This is a genomic window from Moraxella sp. 179-F 1C4 NHS (genome assembly GCF_045370505.1).
In the GTDB taxonomy this organism is placed as follows: domain Bacteria; phylum Pseudomonadota; class Gammaproteobacteria; order Pseudomonadales; family Moraxellaceae; genus Faucicola; species Faucicola tetraodonis.
In genome coordinates this window covers 43,475-60,621 of sequence record NZ_JBIQEC010000005.1, presented here as the reverse complement: position 1 = coordinate 60,621, position 17,147 = coordinate 43,475, and the positions used below count along the sequence as shown (strand labels likewise).

At 43.9% G+C, this 17,147-nt stretch carries 16 protein-coding genes; 5 read left to right on the top strand and 11 right to left on the bottom strand.

Annotation, left to right across the window (positions count from 1 at the left end; translation table 11 throughout):
* Positions 1–41 precede the first annotated feature (41 nt).
* From hisS to rlmN, 5 genes are all read right to left on the bottom strand, one after another.
* Positions 42–1,340, bottom strand: a complete 1,299-nt coding sequence (gene hisS / locus ACH0AB_RS03740) for a histidine--tRNA ligase (protein ID WP_406877224.1) — start codon at positions 1,338–1,340, stop codon at positions 42–44.
* A gap of 48 nt (positions 1,341–1,388) precedes the next feature.
* The gene (gene ispG / locus ACH0AB_RS03735) at positions 1,389–2,504 is read right to left on the bottom strand and encodes a flavodoxin-dependent (E)-4-hydroxy-3-methylbut-2-enyl-diphosphate synthase (RefSeq protein ID WP_406877222.1); all 1,116 of its coding nucleotides are present in this window, start codon (positions 2,502–2,504) and stop codon (positions 1,389–1,391) included.
* Between the two features lie 64 nt (positions 2,505–2,568).
* Positions 2,569–3,477: a helix-turn-helix domain-containing protein gene (locus ACH0AB_RS03730; RefSeq protein ID WP_099808110.1), complete on the bottom strand. Its 909-nt coding sequence runs from the start codon at positions 3,475–3,477 to the stop codon at positions 2,569–2,571.
* A gap of 1 nt (position 3,478) precedes the next feature.
* The gene (pilW, locus tag ACH0AB_RS03725; RefSeq protein ID WP_406877221.1) at positions 3,479–4,336 is read right to left on the bottom strand and encodes a type IV pilus biogenesis/stability protein PilW; all 858 of its coding nucleotides are present in this window, start codon (positions 4,334–4,336) and stop codon (positions 3,479–3,481) included.
* A gap of 309 nt (positions 4,337–4,645) precedes the next feature.
* Positions 4,646–5,845 (bottom strand): dual-specificity RNA methyltransferase RlmN, encoded by a 1,200-nt coding sequence (gene rlmN, locus ACH0AB_RS03720; RefSeq protein ID WP_406877220.1) that lies wholly within the window; start codon positions 5,843–5,845, stop codon positions 4,646–4,648.
* Between the two features lie 609 nt (positions 5,846–6,454).
* Here rlmN and dusB point away from each other — a divergent pair.
* The 3 genes from dusB to ACH0AB_RS03705 all read left to right on the top strand — a co-directional run bounded on the left by dusB (position 6,455) and on the right by ACH0AB_RS03705 (position 9,300).
* On the top strand, positions 6,455–7,453 hold the full coding sequence (gene dusB, locus ACH0AB_RS03715; RefSeq protein ID WP_406877219.1) for a tRNA dihydrouridine synthase DusB: 999 nt from the start codon (positions 6,455–6,457) through the stop codon (positions 7,451–7,453).
* Positions 7,454–7,625: 172 nt separating this feature from the next.
* Complete coding sequence (locus ACH0AB_RS03710) at positions 7,626–8,264, top strand: peroxiredoxin (protein ID WP_095355362.1); 639 nt, start codon at positions 7,626–7,628, stop codon at positions 8,262–8,264.
* 181 nt (positions 8,265–8,445) lie between these two features.
* Complete coding sequence (locus ACH0AB_RS03705) at positions 8,446–9,300, top strand: META domain-containing protein (protein WP_406877218.1); 855 nt, start codon at positions 8,446–8,448, stop codon at positions 9,298–9,300.
* Between the two features lie 57 nt (positions 9,301–9,357).
* Here ACH0AB_RS03705 and rlmKL read toward each other — a convergent pair whose 3' ends face one another.
* From rlmKL to queC, 5 genes are all read right to left on the bottom strand, one after another.
* Positions 9,358–11,604 (bottom strand): bifunctional 23S rRNA (guanine(2069)-N(7))-methyltransferase RlmK/23S rRNA (guanine(2445)-N(2))-methyltransferase RlmL, encoded by a 2,247-nt coding sequence (gene rlmKL, locus ACH0AB_RS03700; RefSeq protein WP_406877217.1) that lies wholly within the window; start codon positions 11,602–11,604, stop codon positions 9,358–9,360.
* An 82-nt stretch (positions 11,605–11,686) separates the two neighbouring features.
* Positions 11,687–12,808, bottom strand: a complete 1,122-nt coding sequence (locus ACH0AB_RS03695) for a mechanosensitive ion channel family protein (protein ID WP_406877216.1) — start codon at positions 12,806–12,808, stop codon at positions 11,687–11,689.
* Between the two features lie 70 nt (positions 12,809–12,878).
* Positions 12,879–13,379 (bottom strand): peroxiredoxin, encoded by a 501-nt coding sequence (locus tag ACH0AB_RS03690; RefSeq protein ID WP_406877215.1) that lies wholly within the window; start codon positions 13,377–13,379, stop codon positions 12,879–12,881.
* Positions 13,380–13,524: 145 nt separating this feature from the next.
* Positions 13,525–13,839, bottom strand: a complete 315-nt coding sequence (locus ACH0AB_RS03685) for a hypothetical protein (RefSeq protein WP_036589692.1) — start codon at positions 13,837–13,839, stop codon at positions 13,525–13,527.
* 107 nt (positions 13,840–13,946) lie between these two features.
* The gene (gene queC, locus ACH0AB_RS03680) at positions 13,947–14,657 is read right to left on the bottom strand and encodes a 7-cyano-7-deazaguanine synthase QueC (protein WP_219299395.1); all 711 of its coding nucleotides are present in this window, start codon (positions 14,655–14,657) and stop codon (positions 13,947–13,949) included.
* A gap of 278 nt (positions 14,658–14,935) precedes the next feature.
* On the opposite strand from queC, the gene ACH0AB_RS03675 reads away from it, so the two are divergent.
* Together ACH0AB_RS03675 and ACH0AB_RS03670 are read left to right on the top strand one after the other, a co-directional pair.
* Positions 14,936–15,811 (top strand): DNA/RNA non-specific endonuclease, encoded by an 876-nt coding sequence (locus tag ACH0AB_RS03675; protein WP_406877214.1) that lies wholly within the window; start codon positions 14,936–14,938, stop codon positions 15,809–15,811.
* Positions 15,812–15,855: 44 nt separating this feature from the next.
* The gene (locus ACH0AB_RS03670) at positions 15,856–16,125 is read left to right on the top strand and encodes a hypothetical protein (protein ID WP_096488973.1); all 270 of its coding nucleotides are present in this window, start codon (positions 15,856–15,858) and stop codon (positions 16,123–16,125) included.
* Positions 16,126–16,204: 79 nt separating this feature from the next.
* Here ACH0AB_RS03670 and ACH0AB_RS03665 read toward each other — a convergent pair whose 3' ends face one another.
* Positions 16,205–16,975: a MipA/OmpV family protein gene (locus ACH0AB_RS03665; RefSeq protein ID WP_406877213.1), complete on the bottom strand. Its 771-nt coding sequence runs from the start codon at positions 16,973–16,975 to the stop codon at positions 16,205–16,207.
* Between the last annotated feature and the right edge of the window lie 172 nt (positions 16,976–17,147).

Here is a 17,147-nt window from a genome sequence, read left to right as displayed (position 1 = left end):
CTGATATAAGTTAACCATCAAATTTGGCTCAATCAGATAGATTAGATAAAATCTGGATTTTCGCTAAAGAGCGTGTCACTCGCGACCGTAATTTGGTCACCAGTTGCCATTTTTTTGATGGTAATTTGCTGGTTGGCGACTTCATCTTGCGCGATGATCACTGACAGTTGCGCACCTGATTTGTCGGCTTTCTTCATTTGTGCTTTTAAGCTCGTGGCACTTGCCATTTTCACGCGAAGATTTGAACGTCGCGTACGCAGCTCATGGGCAAATTTGATCGCATCGGTGTAAACATCAGGATGGGCGACCACAAATACATCACAGGCCGGCGTTGCCTTAAATGGATGCACCTTTTGCATGAGTAACAGCAAACGCTCAAGCCCCATGGCAAAACCTACAGCAGGCTCGGAAGCGGCTGGTTTATCACTGCCAATGGCTTTGATTTGTCCAATAAGCCCATCATAACGACCCCCAGCACATACCGTGGCTTGGCTACCCAACTGGTCAGTCGTCCATTCAAATACAGTTTTATTGTAATAATCTAAACCGCGTACCAGTTTTGGATTTATCACAAAATTGATGCCTACCGCCTTAAGATAGTGTTGTAAGGCTTCAAAATGCTGCTGGCTCGCTGTCCCCAAAAAGTCAGCAAGCTTTGGGGCATTCTCTAAAATTTGTTGGGTGTTTTTATCTTTACTATCCAAAATGCGTAGTGGGTTGGTGGTTAAGCGGCGCTGACTATCTTCATCCAATTGAGATTTTTTATCGGTTAAAAAATCCACCAAGGCTTGGCGATACGCCAGTCGTTCGTCTATCTCACCCAAGCTATTAATCTCAAGTTGAACCACGTCTAAAATGCCCAATTTTTGCCACATTTGGTAGGTCATGATAATGAGCTCAGCATCGGCATCCGCCAACTCACTGCCAAAACTCTCAACCCCTAATTGGTGAAACTGACGATAACGGCCTTTTTGCGGTTGTTCATAGCGAAACATAGGACCGATGTACCAAAGTTTTGGATTGTCACCCCGCAATAAGTTATGCTCCACCACGGCACGTACCGCGCCTGCCGTGCCTTCAGGGCGTAGCGTCAATGCGGTAGGTGGGTTGGATTTGTCATAAAAACTATACATTTCCTTTTCGACAATGTCAGTGGCATCGCCAATCGCGCGGGCAAATAGCTGGGTTTCTTCAACGATGGGAATGCGAATTTGCTCAAAGCCAAATTGATTGAGCACATCGATAAGGCTGCTTTCAAGTTGGCGCCACTCACTCGATGGGCGCGTAGATTCTGTCTCAATATGTAAGATATCATTAAAACCTTTAATGGATTTTAACATGGTCAATTTCCCAAAAAATGCAAACTAAAAAAATAAACGACACAAAAATTATTTAACCCGTAAAATTTCATTGGCGCGCTGCGCTTCACGCTCAGCCACTTTTTGACGTACCATGGCTTCAATCTCATCAGCAAGCTTGGTGGTATCAATCAAATGTGATTTTTCCCCATTTTTGTACACAAGGCTATTTGGACTAGCACCCACCACGCCGATATCCGATTCTTTGGCTTCCCCTGGACCATTGACTTTACAGCCAATCACCGACACATCCATTGGCTCACGGATATCCTCTAGGCGTTTTTCTAAGTCCATCATCACCCGAATCACATCAAACTCTTGGCGTGAACAGCTAGGGCAGGCGATAAAATTCACCCCATTACTACGGATACCCAGTGATTTTAAGATATCAAAACCGATTTTAATTTCTTCTTCTGGCTCAGCGGCTAGCGAAATACGCATGGTATCGCCAATACCTTCTAGCAGTAGTCCGCCTAAGGCGATCGCAGACTTCACGGTACCGGTGCGGTATACCCCCGCTTCTGTCACACCTAGATGCAGTGGATTGTCAACTTGTGCAGAAATCAACCGATACGCATCCATGGTTAAAAACACATTACTGGCTTTGACTGAGATTTTGAATTGATCAAAGTTATTACGATCTAAAATATCAATATGGCGCATCGCCGATTCAAGCATGGCTTCACCCGTGGGTTCACCATATTTTTTTTGGATATCTTTTTCTAGTGACCCCGCGTTTACGCCAATACGCATACTAATCCCATGATGTTTGGCGGCGGCAATCACTTCACGCACTTTTTGTTCATTGCCGATATTACCTGGGTTGATACGTAAGCAGTCTGCACCTGCATCAGCCACCGCCAGTGCAATTTTATAATCAAAATGAACGTCTGCCACTAGGGGCACAGAAACTTGTCTTTTGATTTCGGCAAAGGCTTTTACACTTTCCATCGTTGGCGTTGAGACGCGCATCAAATCCGCACCGGCATCGACACAGCGATTGATTTGCGCAACCGTCGCTGCCACATCACAAGTATCGGTATTGGTCATACTTTGCACACTAATGGGGGCGTCACCGCCTACTGCGACATTACCGACGTAGATTTTTTTGGTGAGTTTACGTTTGATGGGGTTATGCGCTGACATAGGCGTTCCTATTATTATAACTGTTATAACGAATGGTTTAGCGTATTTTTAAAGTGATAAGCTGTTAAGGTTTTAACGTAAAATTGGCTTTATCGTTTTGGGCATAATTGCTTAATTTAATCGGTTGTTTGTTCAAATCTAAGCTCACGTTGCTGGCTTTGTCGATATTTACCTGAAACGGCGCTTGACCTGTCAATTGGTAACTACCGCGTGCTTGATCACCATCTAAAATCGTATTGCCTGTCGCATCGACAATGGTGATTTTGGTGGTATCTTTCACAAAAATGTCAATCGAAGCTTTAGCGCCAGCTTGTCCTGTCGCTGCTGTACCACTGGCATTATCAGCACTTACCGCAACACCGGTAATGGCAGAGCCTGTAGCGGGTAAGCCACTGGCAGTCACCGTGTTTGTCACAATCGCTGAGCCTGCATTGTTAAGCGACGCACCGCTGACTTGGTCTTGGGTTGGCATACTGGCAACAGCGCTAGCGGGCGCTTGTTCAACCGAGTCATTATGTGCTTTGCTAACTTTATTAAAAATAAAAATCGCAAGCCCCAATACCAATAAAATTCCACCAATGACAAAAGGGTTAATACGCACACTGGGACGTGCTTCACGATTAAGCGTGCCCATCGGCTGCATCGGGGCATTGATGACCGTGGCATATTTTTGTTTGAGGGTAGCGGGGTACTGGGCATCAAAACTTTGCGCGACCAGATTTTTATCCAAACCCAAAAAACGCCCATAGGTAGTGGCAAAACCGCGTGCAAAAGTAGGCTGTGGTAAGGCGTCAAAATCATTGGCTTCTAGCGCCCGAAGATGACTTTTTAAAATGAAAGTTTTGGCAGCCACATCGTCAATCGATAAGCCTTTTTTCTCACGGGCTTGTTTAAAACGCTGACCCAAAAGCTGGGTTGTGTCATGAACAGGGGTGGAGTTTTGTTGATTGTCGGTGTTATTGCTGTTTTCCATCTTATTTCCAAGTTGACGTTGGGGTTAAAAGTCCAGAACGAATCTGCTTTGCTTCATCGCTAAGGGGATAGCGATCCAAAAGCTGCTGCGCTAATTTTTGCGTTTCCATGGTATTGTTCGCAAGTTTGGCAAGCCTAATCCCTTGCGATAAAGTGCGCGGGTCAAGGTTGGATTGACCAATAATTTTAACCAAATCATTATACAGCGCCTGCGCCTCCAAAAATTTGCCATCGGTCAATAAAATATCAATCAGCTCTGTACGGGCAACAATGCTTTGGCGGTTGGCATCGAGTGCTTTGATAAATGATTGTACGGCCAGTGGTTTATTTTTGACCTTTAATGCTGTACGACCTAAATTCTCTAACGCACTGGCACGACCGTCATACCCTAAGGCAGAACCCGCAATTTGAAACTGGGCAATCGCTTCTTGGTTACGATTGAGTTGGGCGAGATAGACGCCATAGTTGTTGTTTGCTTGACTAAAGTCAGGATTGAGTGCAATGGCGTTTTTAAAATAAGCTTCGGCTTTTTGCATATTGCGCGGACTGCCTTCTTGCTGTAACAACACGCCCATCATATCATTGGCTTCTGCTGACTTTGGATAAGACTTTAAGGCACTTTCTAACTGTCGTTTGGCATCGTCTAATTTACCACCACGAATATATTCAGCGGCAATCGCGGTGCGAATTTTGGCGATTTCTTGTGGATTTTTTTCCCAACGACTTGGGTCACTCGCGGTGACTGTCTGCGTGGTGACTTGTCGGGTAGTGGTACAACCGGTTAGGCAAAGGGTGAGGCTTGAAAAGCCAATTATACTTACCGCAAAAACCTTCGATAAAAAATTTGATTTGCCCGGCATTTTATCGTCACCTATATCGTTGTCGTGTAATTGACAAAAAATAGCAGGTTGACTATGGTATAAATGAGTTTGACGTGAGTGACATGGTGGCATAACAAACTTACTCATAATCAAATGAACTAAATTGAATAATTAAAAATTTTGACAGTAGCTAACCAATTTTAATGGTCGATACAACCCAATAGCAAAACAAGCCTAGCATTAAAAATGGAAAAATGGCTATTACTATAGCAAAAAAAGTTTGATAACACCAACCGTTAAGGCTAATTTGCGCCTTTATCACGCCAAACTATTATAATGATAAAAGATTTAATGAGATGCTTTAGATTGTAATGTTTTGGACACTTTTTCTTGCCATTGTTTTGCTCGGCGGGTTTTATCGGTGACTTGTCCGACCAGCTGTCCACACGCCGCATCAATGTCATCGCCGCGGGTTTGGCGAATGGTACAGACAAAGCCTGCTTGGTTCAAGATATTGCTAAACGCATGGATGCGATTGTTACTAGAGCGTCCATAAGGCGCATGCGGGAACGGATTAAACGGAATCAAATTAATTTTGCAGGGCAAATCTTTGAGCAGATTGACTAGCTGGCGGGCGTGTTCATCAGTGTCATTGACGTCTTTTAACATCACATATTCGATGGTGACATGCTTCTTATGACGGGGATTTTCGTCATATACATAAGATTTGGCGGCGGCTATCAGCTCTTTGAGTGGATATTTTTTATTGATGGGTACCAGTTCGTTACGTAGTTCGTCATTGGGTGCATGTAGGCTGATGGCAAGTGCCACATCAATGTCTTTGGCGAGCTGATACATCTTTGGCACAATACCCGATGTTGATAGGGTGACGCGGCGTTTGGATAATCCAAAACCAAAGTCATCGAGCATCAATGACATACTGGCTACCACAGGCTCATAATTTAACAAGGGTTCACCCATGCCCATCATCACCACATTGGTCACCCGATTTTCACGCTCAGTGACTGGCACATTTTCCATATAAGACTGGTTGGCAACCCACAGCTGTCCGATAATTTCGCTAGGGGATAAATCCCGCTCAAAGCCTTGCTTGCCGGTGCTACAAAACGAGCAGTCAAGCGCACAGCCGACTTGCGATGAAATACACAAGGTTTTACGTCCAAACTGTTTATTATCGTCAGCTGGGATAAGTACAGTTTCCACCAGCGAGCCACCTGCTACTTCAAACACCCATTTGCGGGTGCCATCTTCGCTAAATTGTTTAAACTTGACCGTTGGGGGCGACACAGTTGCCACTTCATCCAATGTTTCTTGTAATTTTTTGGACAAATTCGTCATTTGATAAAAATCGGTCACGCCAAACTGATAAATCCACTTCATGACTTGGGTGGCGCGAAACGGTTTTTCGCCCAAATCGGCAAAAAATTGTCCAAGCTCAGCCTTACTCATGCCAAGTAAATTGGTTTTTGCGGTAAGGTCTTGGGGATTAACCATTTCTGGGTTTTGAATGACAGGAATTTGGGTCATAGCGGTCGTATAAGCGTGTCAAATAAACAAGATAGTATACTAAAATCTCAACTATTTGTCATGGTAAAACATAGTGACTTGTTAGCGGCTTTATATACAATATCTTTACCTCACATATGTTGCCCAAATTGGCATGGCGAAATGGGTAAAATATCGACAAATCAAATAGCGATAACAAGAATTATCATGATTAGGCATAAAAATGCCAATAACCACTTCCATTCAAGCGAAACAAAATCAACCGTGCGACGGACTAACCTAGCAGACCAATGGGGTAGCTGATAAATCACTTCGCCATTGACATGCTTACCGCCTCGATACCAAAGTTTAAGCTGTTTTAACATATGTTTATGCCCATTTCTATGTCTAAATCTACATCTAAATCTATGCCTAACAAATTGATGAGTATGACACTATTAAACTTCTATTGGGTTAAGTCTATATGACAAACAGATAAAAAATCGTAAAAAATTGATATAAAAACTCACCCGATTGTTTAAAAGAGGGGGAAATGGGGAGTATGATAAATGCGTAATATTTTTAGCCAAAGCATGGACAATAAAAGTTATAATGTTCCCCCATTTTTGAGCTCGTCATTCTTTTGTATTTATGTCCAGCCATCCATTACTTACCCCCCTCAGTATCGGTGACCAGACCATCGCCAACCGCATCATCGTTGCCCCGATGGCAGGGGTCACTGATAAGCCTTTTCGCATGCTGGCTAAGTCCTTTGGCGCAGGGCATGCCGTGTCGGAGATGATGACCTCTGATGCCACTTTGTTTGCCCATCACAAAACACTGTATCGTGCCAATTTTGATGGCGAAATCGCGCCTATTTCTGCGCAAATCGCTGGTTCAGACCCAGAAAAAATCGCCGAAGCCGCTCGCTATCAAGTTGCCAATGGGGCGCAAATTGTCGATATCAATATGGGTTGCCCGGCAAAAAAAGTATGCAAAAAGCTTGCTGGTTCAGCGCTACTCAAAGATGAAGATTTGGTCAAGCGACTATTGGATGCCACGGTCAATGCCGTGGATGTGCCAGTCACGCTAAAAACCCGTCTAGGCTATGCCAATGGTGAAGAAAATATTTTACGTGTCGCACAAATGGCAGAAGAGGCAGGTATCGCCATGATTGTAATACATGGACGTACCCGCGAAGATAAATATCTAGGCCGCGCTCGCTATGAGTTAATTAAAGAAGTCAAAAATCTTCTCACCATTCCTGTTATCGTCAATGGCGATATCGACAGCCCGCAAAAAGCCAAACAAGTATACGAGCAAACAGGCGCCGATGGCATTATGATTGGGCGGGCAGGGCAAGGGCAGCCTTGGATTTTTCGCGACATTGCGCATTACCTAGAGACCGGTGAAATCCTGCCCAGTCCAACGATGGATGAGTTAAAAGAGATTGTATTAAGCCATTTGCAAGAGATTTATGCGTTTTATGGCGAATACTCGGGATGTCGTATTGCTCGTAAACATATTGCTTGGTATACCTCAGGCATTGCCAATTCCAATGCGTTTCGCCAAGCCATGTATGAAGAAGATACCACCGCTGGACAGTTTAACGTGGTCGCGCGGTTTTTAAAGACCGCGGAATTTGATTAAAACCTCCACTATAAAACAGTCAATCGTAGCGCGCTTATGACTTTTTAGAAACAAAGATTCGCAAAAAGTCATTATTGATGAATTTAAAATCTGTTAAAATTTTGCTGAGTCTCTGTGATAGACCGATATCAAACAATAACCATACTATTAATCAAATTATAAGGAGTCAGCGATGGCACAATTACGAATTGGCGACACGGCACCAAATTTTGACGCACAAACCACCGAAGGCAATATCAATTTTTACGATTGGCAAGGTGATAACTGGGTGGTTTTATTCTCACATCCGGCAGACTTTACCCCAGTTTGTACCACGGAGTTAGGACGCACGGCATCATTGGGTGATGAGTTCAAAAAGCGCCATGTCAAACCCATTGCTTTATCAGTCGATAGCGTCGAAGATCACAAAGCTTGGGCAGGCGATATCTCAGAAACCCAAGGCTGCGAGGTGAATTTCCCCATCATTGCAGATGCTGACAAAAAAGTATCGGAAGCTTACGACATGATTCACCCAAATGCGTCAACCACGCACACGGTTCGTAGTGTATTCATTATCGATCCACAGCATAAACTGCGGTTAACTTTCACTTACCCAGCTGCCGTAGGTCGTAACTTCAATGAAATTTTACGGGTGATTGATGCCTTGCAATTGTCAGATAATTATGGCATTGCAACGCCGGTTGAGTGGCAAGACGGGGACGATGTGATTATCCCGCCGAGCGTCAAAAATGAAGAAATCGCCGCGAAATTCCCAAAAGGGCATACAGAAATCAAACCTTATCTACGCACCACGCCACAACCGAATAAATAACCGTGTAGTTTAAGTTTGAAATCAAAAACCTAGTCGCTTGACTGGGTTTTTTTATGCCAACTATTCCATTAAAGGTACTAAACTAAATTTAAAGGTACTAAACTAAATTTACAGAACGGATGCTGAATAACTAAAAATATTTGGCTAAACTTCAATTAATGGCGTAATAATGGATAAAAGAATGATAAACAATCGAGTGGTTAAAGGTAGCTTTAAAACGAGCGCATTGCTCATGCTTGCCCTGACTGGTTGCCAAACGGTGAATACTAACCTATCAGCACCTAGTGAAAGAGTGCCTGATGCCCAGCCTGCGATATTTATTGGTAAAGCACCCACTGTGGATGATTTGCAAAGTTATCATTGGCAACTGTCTGGCGTGAATGCTTATCCGGACAGTACCAATCCACCGCCATCGGAACAGTTGAAGCCGCAAATTGATAACCACAAGGTAACACTTGATTTCACCCAAAATCGAATCAGTTACAGTGTAGGCTGTAATCAATTATCGAGTGGCTATAGGTTACAAGGGGACAAGCTACAGGCAAGCACCAATGCGGTGACTACCTTGATGGGTTGCGGCTCTCTACAACAAAGTGAAACTTGGTTGGCTCAGCAAATGCAAAGTCAAAGTCAACTATCAATGATGATAATGAGCTGGCAAACACATGCAATGTTGCAACAAGATTTGGCAGACGGCACTGCGTTAATTTGGGATGGTATATTAAAGCCTGAAGTAAAATACGGCAAAGGGGAAACCGTATTTTTGGAAGTCAAACCCAAATGGCAGTATTGCGACAATGTCACCGATAGAAAATGCCTAGAAGTGCGTGACATCAATTATGACACGCAGGGACTAAAAACAGCGGTGGGTCAATGGCATCTGCTCGATGCGCCTATCATCAATTATCGTCATGATGAAACTGCACAGCGGGTTTTGCGCTTGACTCGCTATCGTACCCCACCGACCGATACCAAAGGCTATGGCAACCTTTATCAGCTTGATAGTGTGATTGAAACCAAGACTATGGCAAAATAACCGAATTCATCAAAAAAAGCGATGGCTAACACGAGTCATCGCTTTTTTATTGGCAAATTATTTGTGGCGAATCGCCCACGACTGGTGAATAGGGCGTTTACTATCAAAATCAAAGCCGATGGTTTGGCTGGTCATTTCTTCAACGTGATAACGGTTGTTGATTTCGTCATCTAGCACAAACTTGGTAAAATTGTTAGAAAAATACAGCACGCCTTCAGCGGATAAGCGGTTCATGGCACGGTTGATGAGTGGTACGTGGTCGCGCTGCACATCAAAAGTACCTTGAAATTTTTTGGAATTAGAAAAAGTCGGCGGATCGATAAAAATCACATCGTACTGCTCAGTATTGCTTTTAATCCATTCAAAAATATCTTGGGCAACAAACTGGTAGCTTGGCAAATCTGGCAAGCCGTTTAGGGCAAAATTTTTGCGTCCCCAATCCAGATAGTTTTGTGATAAATCCACCGATGTCACCGCTTTTGCCCCGCCCAATGCCGCATGAACGCTGGCAGTACAAGTATAAGCAAACAGATTAAGCACCGTTTTACCGCGTGAGTTTTCTGCAATAATTTTTCGGATGCTGCGATGGTCAAGAAATAACCCTGTATCCAAATAATCGCTAAAGTTCACCAAAAAATACGCCCGTTGGTTGTTGGCGGTTGGCTCGCTGACCACATGGAATTTACCCGAATTGGCTTTTTTCTCATACTGCTCATTGCCGGATTGGCGGGCGCGGGTTTTGATAAACACTTGCTCACGGTTTACTTGCAAGGCTTCACGCACGCCATGCAGCGCTAGATTAAAGCGTTTTTTGGCGGTCTCTAACGGGATTGATTTAGGGGCGGCATATTCTTGCACATGCACAAATTCGCCATATACATCCACTGCTACTTTAAAATCAGGTAAGTCGGCATCATACACCCGCAGATTGGTTACAGCTTGTTTGTGAGCAAGCTTACGCAGATTGGCAAGATTTTTTTGTAGTCGATTGATAAAATCTTGACCTTCTTCTACGGCGATTTCACGTTTTTCAAAGCGCGTAATTAACGGTGTGTCTTTACTCTTTAACAGCTCACCATAACGAAAATAAACGGTGATAGCACCGTTATGACAGCGTAGGGTTTTTGGCTCGGCAAGGGGTAGTACGTCGGCTTGTTCAACTTTGGCAGCGAGGACACCCAAAGTCACTTTGGCAGGGCTGTCTGCAAACAGGGCTTGTAATTTTTTACCCAAACCTTGATACAAGGGTTTAATCAATTCTTCTTCACCCAAGCGCTCACCATAGGGTGGGTTGGTAATAAACAGGGGATTGACCCAGCCATTGACTTGTTTTTCTAATGCCAAATTAAGGGTCGCCAGTGAGCGCTGCTGCAAGGTAATACGGTTGATGATAGGCGTCAAACCTGCGGCGATTAAATTTTTATGCGTGGCTCGAACCGCGCCTGAGTCCATATCAAAAGCAAATACCGCGGGCATCTCGCCATTTGCCATGGCATTTAAGCGATGATGAAAACGGGTTTGCGCGTCTTGCACCATAGCCTCCCAAAGGGCAGTATCATGATGTTGCCATGCATAAAACCCAAATTGGCTATCGGCTTTATCCAGTCCCACGGCATAATCTGCGCTCATCAGTAAGGCTTCAATAATCAGCGTGCCTGAGCCGCACATCGGGTCGACGATACTGTCAAATTGGGTGGTGTGAAAATTCACGCTATAGAGCAGGGCGGCCGCTAAGTTCTCTTTGAGTGGCGCTTCAGTCATCGCAGCACGATAACCACGGCGGTGCAAACTGGTCCCTGATAAGTCTAGATACAATTCAGCTTGTTTGTCACCCACAGTAGCGACAATGCCAAAATCGGGGTTTTTATCGACATTGGGGCGACGACCGAACTGCTCGTTAAATTGGTCGGCAATCGCATCTTTGACACGAAGCATGGTGAATTGCTGGTTGGCTTGTACGCGCTTATCTAGGGTCAAACGAATCGCAAAGGTCTGCTCCAAATCAAATAACTGGGTCCATTTGACAGTTTTGGCAAAGGTATAGAGCTGATCTGCAATATCGTACTCGGGATTGATGTTCTTTTTGCCCAGTGGTAACAACACCCGTGATGCCACACGAGACCATAGGCAAACTTGATAAATCTGCGCCAACGTCAATGTCGCCATCAGCCGACCCGTGCGCTCAATTTGTGTATCTATACCAAAGCTTGCCAGCTCAGTTTGCAAGGGAGTCTCTAGTCCATCCGCACAAGTGATGACAATGTGAAAAGTTTGCCCAACGGGCGTTGTATTGCTGTCTGTCATAAATACTGCCAAAAAAAGTCAAAGTTGATTAATGGCGTATTTTAGCATGATTAGCAAACGACAAATGACAGAATGTCTGAAATTATGGGGAAGTTTTTACCGATGGGGTGGCTTTATCGCTTGGCATTAAAAGCTGCATATGAGGGTAAGGTGTGGCAATGCTGGCATCATCTAGAGCTACTTTGATTTGTTCGCGTAGATTTTCTTTGATAAATGGCATTCGAGACACGTGTGGCGGATTGACCCAAAACCGCACAATAAAAAATACCCCAAAATCGCCAATTTTATCCACCGTCGCTGTGGGCGCAGGACGCTCTAATACCTCTTTGGTGTTGGCTAAAATATCAAGAATGATAGCGCGAGCGCTTTCAATATTAGCTTCCAACGCGATACGCACTTCAATATCAAAACGAATCAGATTTTTGGCAGTCAAATTAATGACTTCCGCTGAAGCAACGGTTGAATTGGGGAAAATCACGGTGATATTGTCACGGGTCAAAATTTGGGTAGTGCGCAAGGCGATTTGCACCACTTTACCTTCTTTTTCATTGATGCTGACCCAATCACCGACTTGAAATGACTGCTCAATCAAAATGGTGATACCGGCAATAAAATTGGCAAGTGTGGCTTGTGCCGCAAAACCCACTGCGATACCTGCAATTCCAAGACCTGCGACCACAGACACAATATCAAAACCAAACTGTGACATCACCGAGGCAATCCACAATACGATGATGAGCATGGACAACAAATTGTGCAGTAATTGTTCAATCGACGCATTTAGCCCATAATTTTTGAGCATTTTTTGCATCAAATAACCGAGGTTGTACCACGCCATATAAAAAATCACTGACCAAATACCGGCTTTGGCAGTGGCTTTGACTGTTTCAGGTTCAAAATTAAGCTGACTCATCACCGCAAGCAAACTTGAAAACAACCACATCAACCGTGCGATAAGCCTTAACGATTGGCTGTATTTACTGTCTTTGGCGATAAAACGGGCAGAATTGATGAGCAACAAACTTAACCGATAGACCACGCCCAAAATAGCCAACAGTACCATAATTTTGATGCCTGTACTGGCAAGTTTGGAGAGATACAGCGGCCAATTAACCGCTTCATCTTCGAGCGAACCACCGACTGCTTTATAGACGTCATAATACAAGTCGTGATAGATATTTTTAAAAAATTGGTTCACGGACATACAATGAGTGATCTCGAGTCAAAAAATCAAAATAAAATAAGGTGTTTGGGTTAATTTAGGTTAGTTTGGGTTAAAGGGTGGGCAATATCGCAAGTAATTTATCAATATGTCCCTTGGCGCGGACATTGCGCATCTCATGAATCAGCTTGCCGGCGTTGTCGAAAATTAAGGTTGAACGTACCACGCCAAGGCTGACTTTGCCGTACAGTTTTTTTTCGGCAATGATGCCAAAATATTGGCAAAGTTGTTCATCGGTATCACTCACCAGTGCAAAATTAATCTGTTGGTTGCTGATAAATTTTTCATGGCTTTTGACACTATCTCTTGATACGCCAATGACTTGATAGCCAAGCTGCTGCAGTTGAGTCAAATGCTGGCTAAAATCTTGCGCTTGTACACTACAGCCTGAGGTGTTGTCTTTTGGATAAAAGTACAGAATCAAGCCTTTCTCTGACTGTTTGGCATATGCTGGCAGGTTGATTTGACGCTGGATAAATTGCGGCTGCGCTGTGGCATGACGGCTGGTATCCGCTTCAACCGTGGTGACCAAAAAATTGGGTAGTTGAGTCATGGGCATTTCCCAAGCAAAAATTGAACTAACAATATCAGAAAGCCAGATTGAGTACAAACTTCTTCATGCGACAAAACAAAAAAAGACCAGTAAACAACTGGTCTGGTGGTGCGGCGCTATCGATTATTGACTTGATTGTAGCCGATTAGGGACGGGCTTTATTAAATTTAACGCCGTTGCCACACGCTTTCATACGAGCGCTGATGGTTTGGAAAGTTTTGTTTTGGCGAACATCTTTTCCACTTTTTACCCAAGTATCAAGCTCATTTTTTTGCGCTTGGGTGATTTTTGCTTGTTCATCTACCACACAAGTACATACTTTTTTTGCAGAAGCGGCATCAGTGATGTGTTTTTCGGTCATTTGGGTGGCGCAAGCATTGACGTATTGTGGGTTGGCGGCATGCGCGGCAAACGGCAAAACCATGCTAGCAAATAGGGTCACGATGGCTGAATGTTTCATAGTTTATCCTCATAAGAGACAGCAGTATAGAACAGCAGGTGTTCAATCGTACAATGGCTAGCTTTACCGTTGACGCAATAAAGCTGGCAGGATTTGATGATGATAGATTACTGATAAATAGTCGGGTCATCTATTTCAGCTTGTAAAAAACCTTGCTGTCGTAAATAACAGCTATCGCAGTGCCCACAGGCTCGCCCTTCGCTATCTGCGCGGTAGCATGACACGGTCAAAGCATAATCCACCCCCAGCGATACCCCCAACTTAATGATTTCTGCTTTACTTAAATGCAACAATGGCGTTGCAATGTGGAGATGATTGCCCATCACACCGGCTTTGGTAGCGAGATTTGCCATCTTTTCAAAGGCTTCAATATATTCAGGACGACAGTCAGGATAGCCTGAGTAATCGACTGCATTGACGCCAATCACAATGGCATTGGACTGTGTCACCTCTGCCAATGCCAGCGCATACGACAAAAAGATGGTATTACGCGCAGGTACATAGGTGATTGGAATGCTGTCATTATGCTGATTATCGCTAAAATCTGTTTGTTTGGCATCGGGTACCACCAGCGAAGCATCGGTCAACGCTGAGCCACCTAGCTGTGCCAAATCAATATCGATAATACGATGGTTAACTTGGGCAGTCGCGGCGATTTTTTTGGCGGCATTCAGTTCGCTATTGTGGCGCTGACCGTAGTTAAAGCTTACCGCTGTGACGTTGGCATAATTGGCTTTTGCCCAGTAAAGGCAAGTCACGGAATCTAGCCCGCCTGAGAGTAAGACGACGGCGTTTTGTGATGTGGTTGATGTACTCATAAAAATTTACTAACGACAAAAGGTGTATTTTATCAGAACTTAAGCAATTGTTGATGGGAAAATATTGGGATAAAAATAGTCAACGCAATATTAGCCAAAAAACATTTCAAAAAACTGCTATCACTGCCAGTAAATATTTGCCTATTCCACTAAAAAAACTTATAAAATAACAAAAAGTTTTAAACCGAGCTTTAAACTACGTTATACATCACTTTAGCCCGAACCATACCATTGTCGTCATTGCATCATTTTTCATTTTTTCATTTTTAAGGTCACTCATGATAGTTCAAACCCATTTTATTAGCCGTACTGCCATCTTATCAGCCATGAGCGTTGGCTTGCTGTATTTGACAGGTTGTAGTGTTGCGCCTTCAGCCACCAAGCCCGATAGCAATACTGTTACTATCCCTACTACTATTCCTACCGCCCAAGCGAACACAGCTACCCAAGCACTCACCACGCGCCCGCTAGACAAGGCGCTACAACAATGCGCCAGCGAGTTTTTGGAGAAAACCCAGCCGACAATGACTGCTAAGCTGTCGCAAAAAACCTACCCACTGTGCTTTAATGGCTTTGCGGTGATGTATTCGGGGGTCACCAAAACCCCGATTTGGGTCGCTGAGCATTTGACGCGACAACGAATAACGGCTGCCAAAACCTTGGTCAGAGAGGATAACTTTCATGAAGAAACTCGCCTGCCAACCGAGGTGCGTAGTCTATTGAGCGATTATACCCGTACCGGATTTGACAGAGGGCATTTAGCGCCCAATGCTGATATGGCAAACCCGGACTCACAATTTGATAGTTTTAGTTTAGCCAATATCGCCCCACAAACACCTGACAACAACCGTAAAACTTGGGTAAAAATTGAAACACAAACTCGCAACCTGACCAACCAATACGGCTCAGCTTATGTAGTGACAGGGGTGGCGTTCTTAACACCGGAAATCAAACGGCTAAAAAATCGCGTGTTAGTGCCATCGCATTTTTTTAAAGCGGTATATTTGCCATCACAACATCAAGCGATGGCATTTTTTAGCCCAAATGATGATAGCGGAACTGTTGAAAAAATTAGCCTAAGCACACTTAAAAAACGCACCGGGGTCAATGCGTTTCCCAGTTTGCCGAGCAATGTAGCGACTATTTCACCATAACCAAAATCAGTAACAGCAAATCAGTGACTAAACAGGGGAAAAAGATGAGTGCTTTTAAACCATTTCAAAATGATAGCCAAAGCGTGGGCTTGGGCGAATTTACCCTTGAGAATCAAGGAGAGCAAGTCAATCTCTACGGCAGTGCGACGTTTACGTTGGATAAACAAAGTTTAGCCACGGCAAAACAATTGCAAGATGTATTGAACCAAATCATTGAATATTTAGAAGCCCATCAAGCGCAAACGGTGGAAAAATCTGCCACGCAACAGCAGCAAGCATCGCACGTGGACGAAGTGAATAACCCTTTCTTATAAAGAAAAAAAGCGCAAATCAAACAATTTGCGCTTTTTATGGGCAAGCTATTTATGGGCAGGCTAGGCATCAAACTAGGCATTAAAACTGATAGTTAAAGCCAATTTTAGTTTTGCTATCGACACGGTTATCAACCAGTGGGCTGTCTTTTTGCTCATCGCTCAAATACTCTAAATACTGACTGATAAATGCACTCCAGCGTGGTGAAATGGCGTAACTGGCACTGACATTCACATAGGGGGTAACGCTACTATCAGCGTTATAAGCTTTTATCCCTGTTCGTAGCGATTCTTGCTCAGAAACACCAAAGTAATAATTATTGTACTTGTCATTGTACCACTGCAGTCCTAACTCAGGGTAAATGGTGATTTTATCGTCCATTGCTTTAAATCTGCTCAAGTGCGCCACTTTTGCGCTAGTACCATCACTGCGACCTAATGCATCAGTTTCCACTTGCGCTTTAAAGCCACCATACGGGGTGATGCGCATATAGCTTGTACCTACCATAGCAGACCATTTACGCTCATCAAGTCCTTTTAAAGCCGCTGTGCTCGCATCGTCTGGATCAAATGAACGGCTATCGTAGCTTGCGGTTAATCGCCATTCGTTTTGTGCGTCTTTGTAGGGATAATAACCTACTTCACTGCCTTCAATGTAGAGTCGATTGTTGTCATAAAATGCCTGTGGCATTATCGTAACATCATTGTCCTTGTCGTACGCGTAATTGTTGATTGACGCGTTTAACCCTAGTTTAAAGCGGGCATTGGTATCCACTGGCATAGAGGCTGCATGGGCAAATGTTGTGCCCAACATACTGACAAGTACCAGACAAGGCGCGAAAAATTGTTTCATAAAAACATCCTGTGAGAGTGGGTCATACAAAAAAGTGCTGACAGGCGTAAAGCGTAGAAAATAACAACCGATTCGCCTGTGAACCATACAGCAAGGTGATAAATTTATTATGGCATAAAAAGGTCAGCGCAAATAGTTGAATTTAAAGGTGCGATAGATGAAATCCAAGCCA

Coding starts and splice junctions, on each gene's coding strand:
- hisS (WP_406877224.1), bottom strand. CDS start 1,340: ATGTTAAAATCCATTAAAGGTTTTAATGATATCTTACATATTGAGACA.
- ispG (WP_406877222.1), bottom strand. CDS start 2,504: ATGTCAGCGCATAACCCCATCAAACGTAAACTCACCAAAAAAATCTAC.
- ACH0AB_RS03730 (WP_099808110.1), bottom strand. CDS start 3,477: ATGGAAAACAGCAATAACACCGACAATCAACAAAACTCCACCCCTGTT.
- pilW (WP_406877221.1), bottom strand. CDS start 4,336: ATGCCGGGCAAATCAAATTTTTTATCGAAGGTTTTTGCGGTAAGTATA.
- rlmN (WP_406877220.1), bottom strand. CDS start 5,845: ATGACCCAAATTCCTGTCATTCAAAACCCAGAAATGGTTAATCCCCAA.
- dusB (WP_406877219.1), top strand. CDS start 6,455: ATGTCCAGCCATCCATTACTTACCCCCCTCAGTATCGGTGACCAGACC.
- ACH0AB_RS03710 (WP_095355362.1), top strand. CDS start 7,626: ATGGCACAATTACGAATTGGCGACACGGCACCAAATTTTGACGCACAA.
- ACH0AB_RS03705 (WP_406877218.1), top strand. CDS start 8,446: ATGATAAACAATCGAGTGGTTAAAGGTAGCTTTAAAACGAGCGCATTG.
- rlmKL (WP_406877217.1), bottom strand. CDS start 11,604: ATGACAGACAGCAATACAACGCCCGTTGGGCAAACTTTTCACATTGTC.
- ACH0AB_RS03695 (WP_406877216.1), bottom strand. CDS start 12,808: ATGTCCGTGAACCAATTTTTTAAAAATATCTATCACGACTTGTATTAT.
- ACH0AB_RS03690 (WP_406877215.1), bottom strand. CDS start 13,379: ATGACTCAACTACCCAATTTTTTGGTCACCACGGTTGAAGCGGATACC.
- ACH0AB_RS03685 (WP_036589692.1), bottom strand. CDS start 13,839: ATGAAACATTCAGCCATCGTGACCCTATTTGCTAGCATGGTTTTGCCG.
- queC (WP_219299395.1), bottom strand. CDS start 14,657: ATGAGTACATCAACCACATCACAAAACGCCGTCGTCTTACTCTCAGGC.
- ACH0AB_RS03675 (WP_406877214.1), top strand. CDS start 14,936: ATGATAGTTCAAACCCATTTTATTAGCCGTACTGCCATCTTATCAGCC.
- ACH0AB_RS03670 (WP_096488973.1), top strand. CDS start 15,856: ATGAGTGCTTTTAAACCATTTCAAAATGATAGCCAAAGCGTGGGCTTG.
- ACH0AB_RS03665 (WP_406877213.1), bottom strand. CDS start 16,975: ATGAAACAATTTTTCGCGCCTTGTCTGGTACTTGTCAGTATGTTGGGC.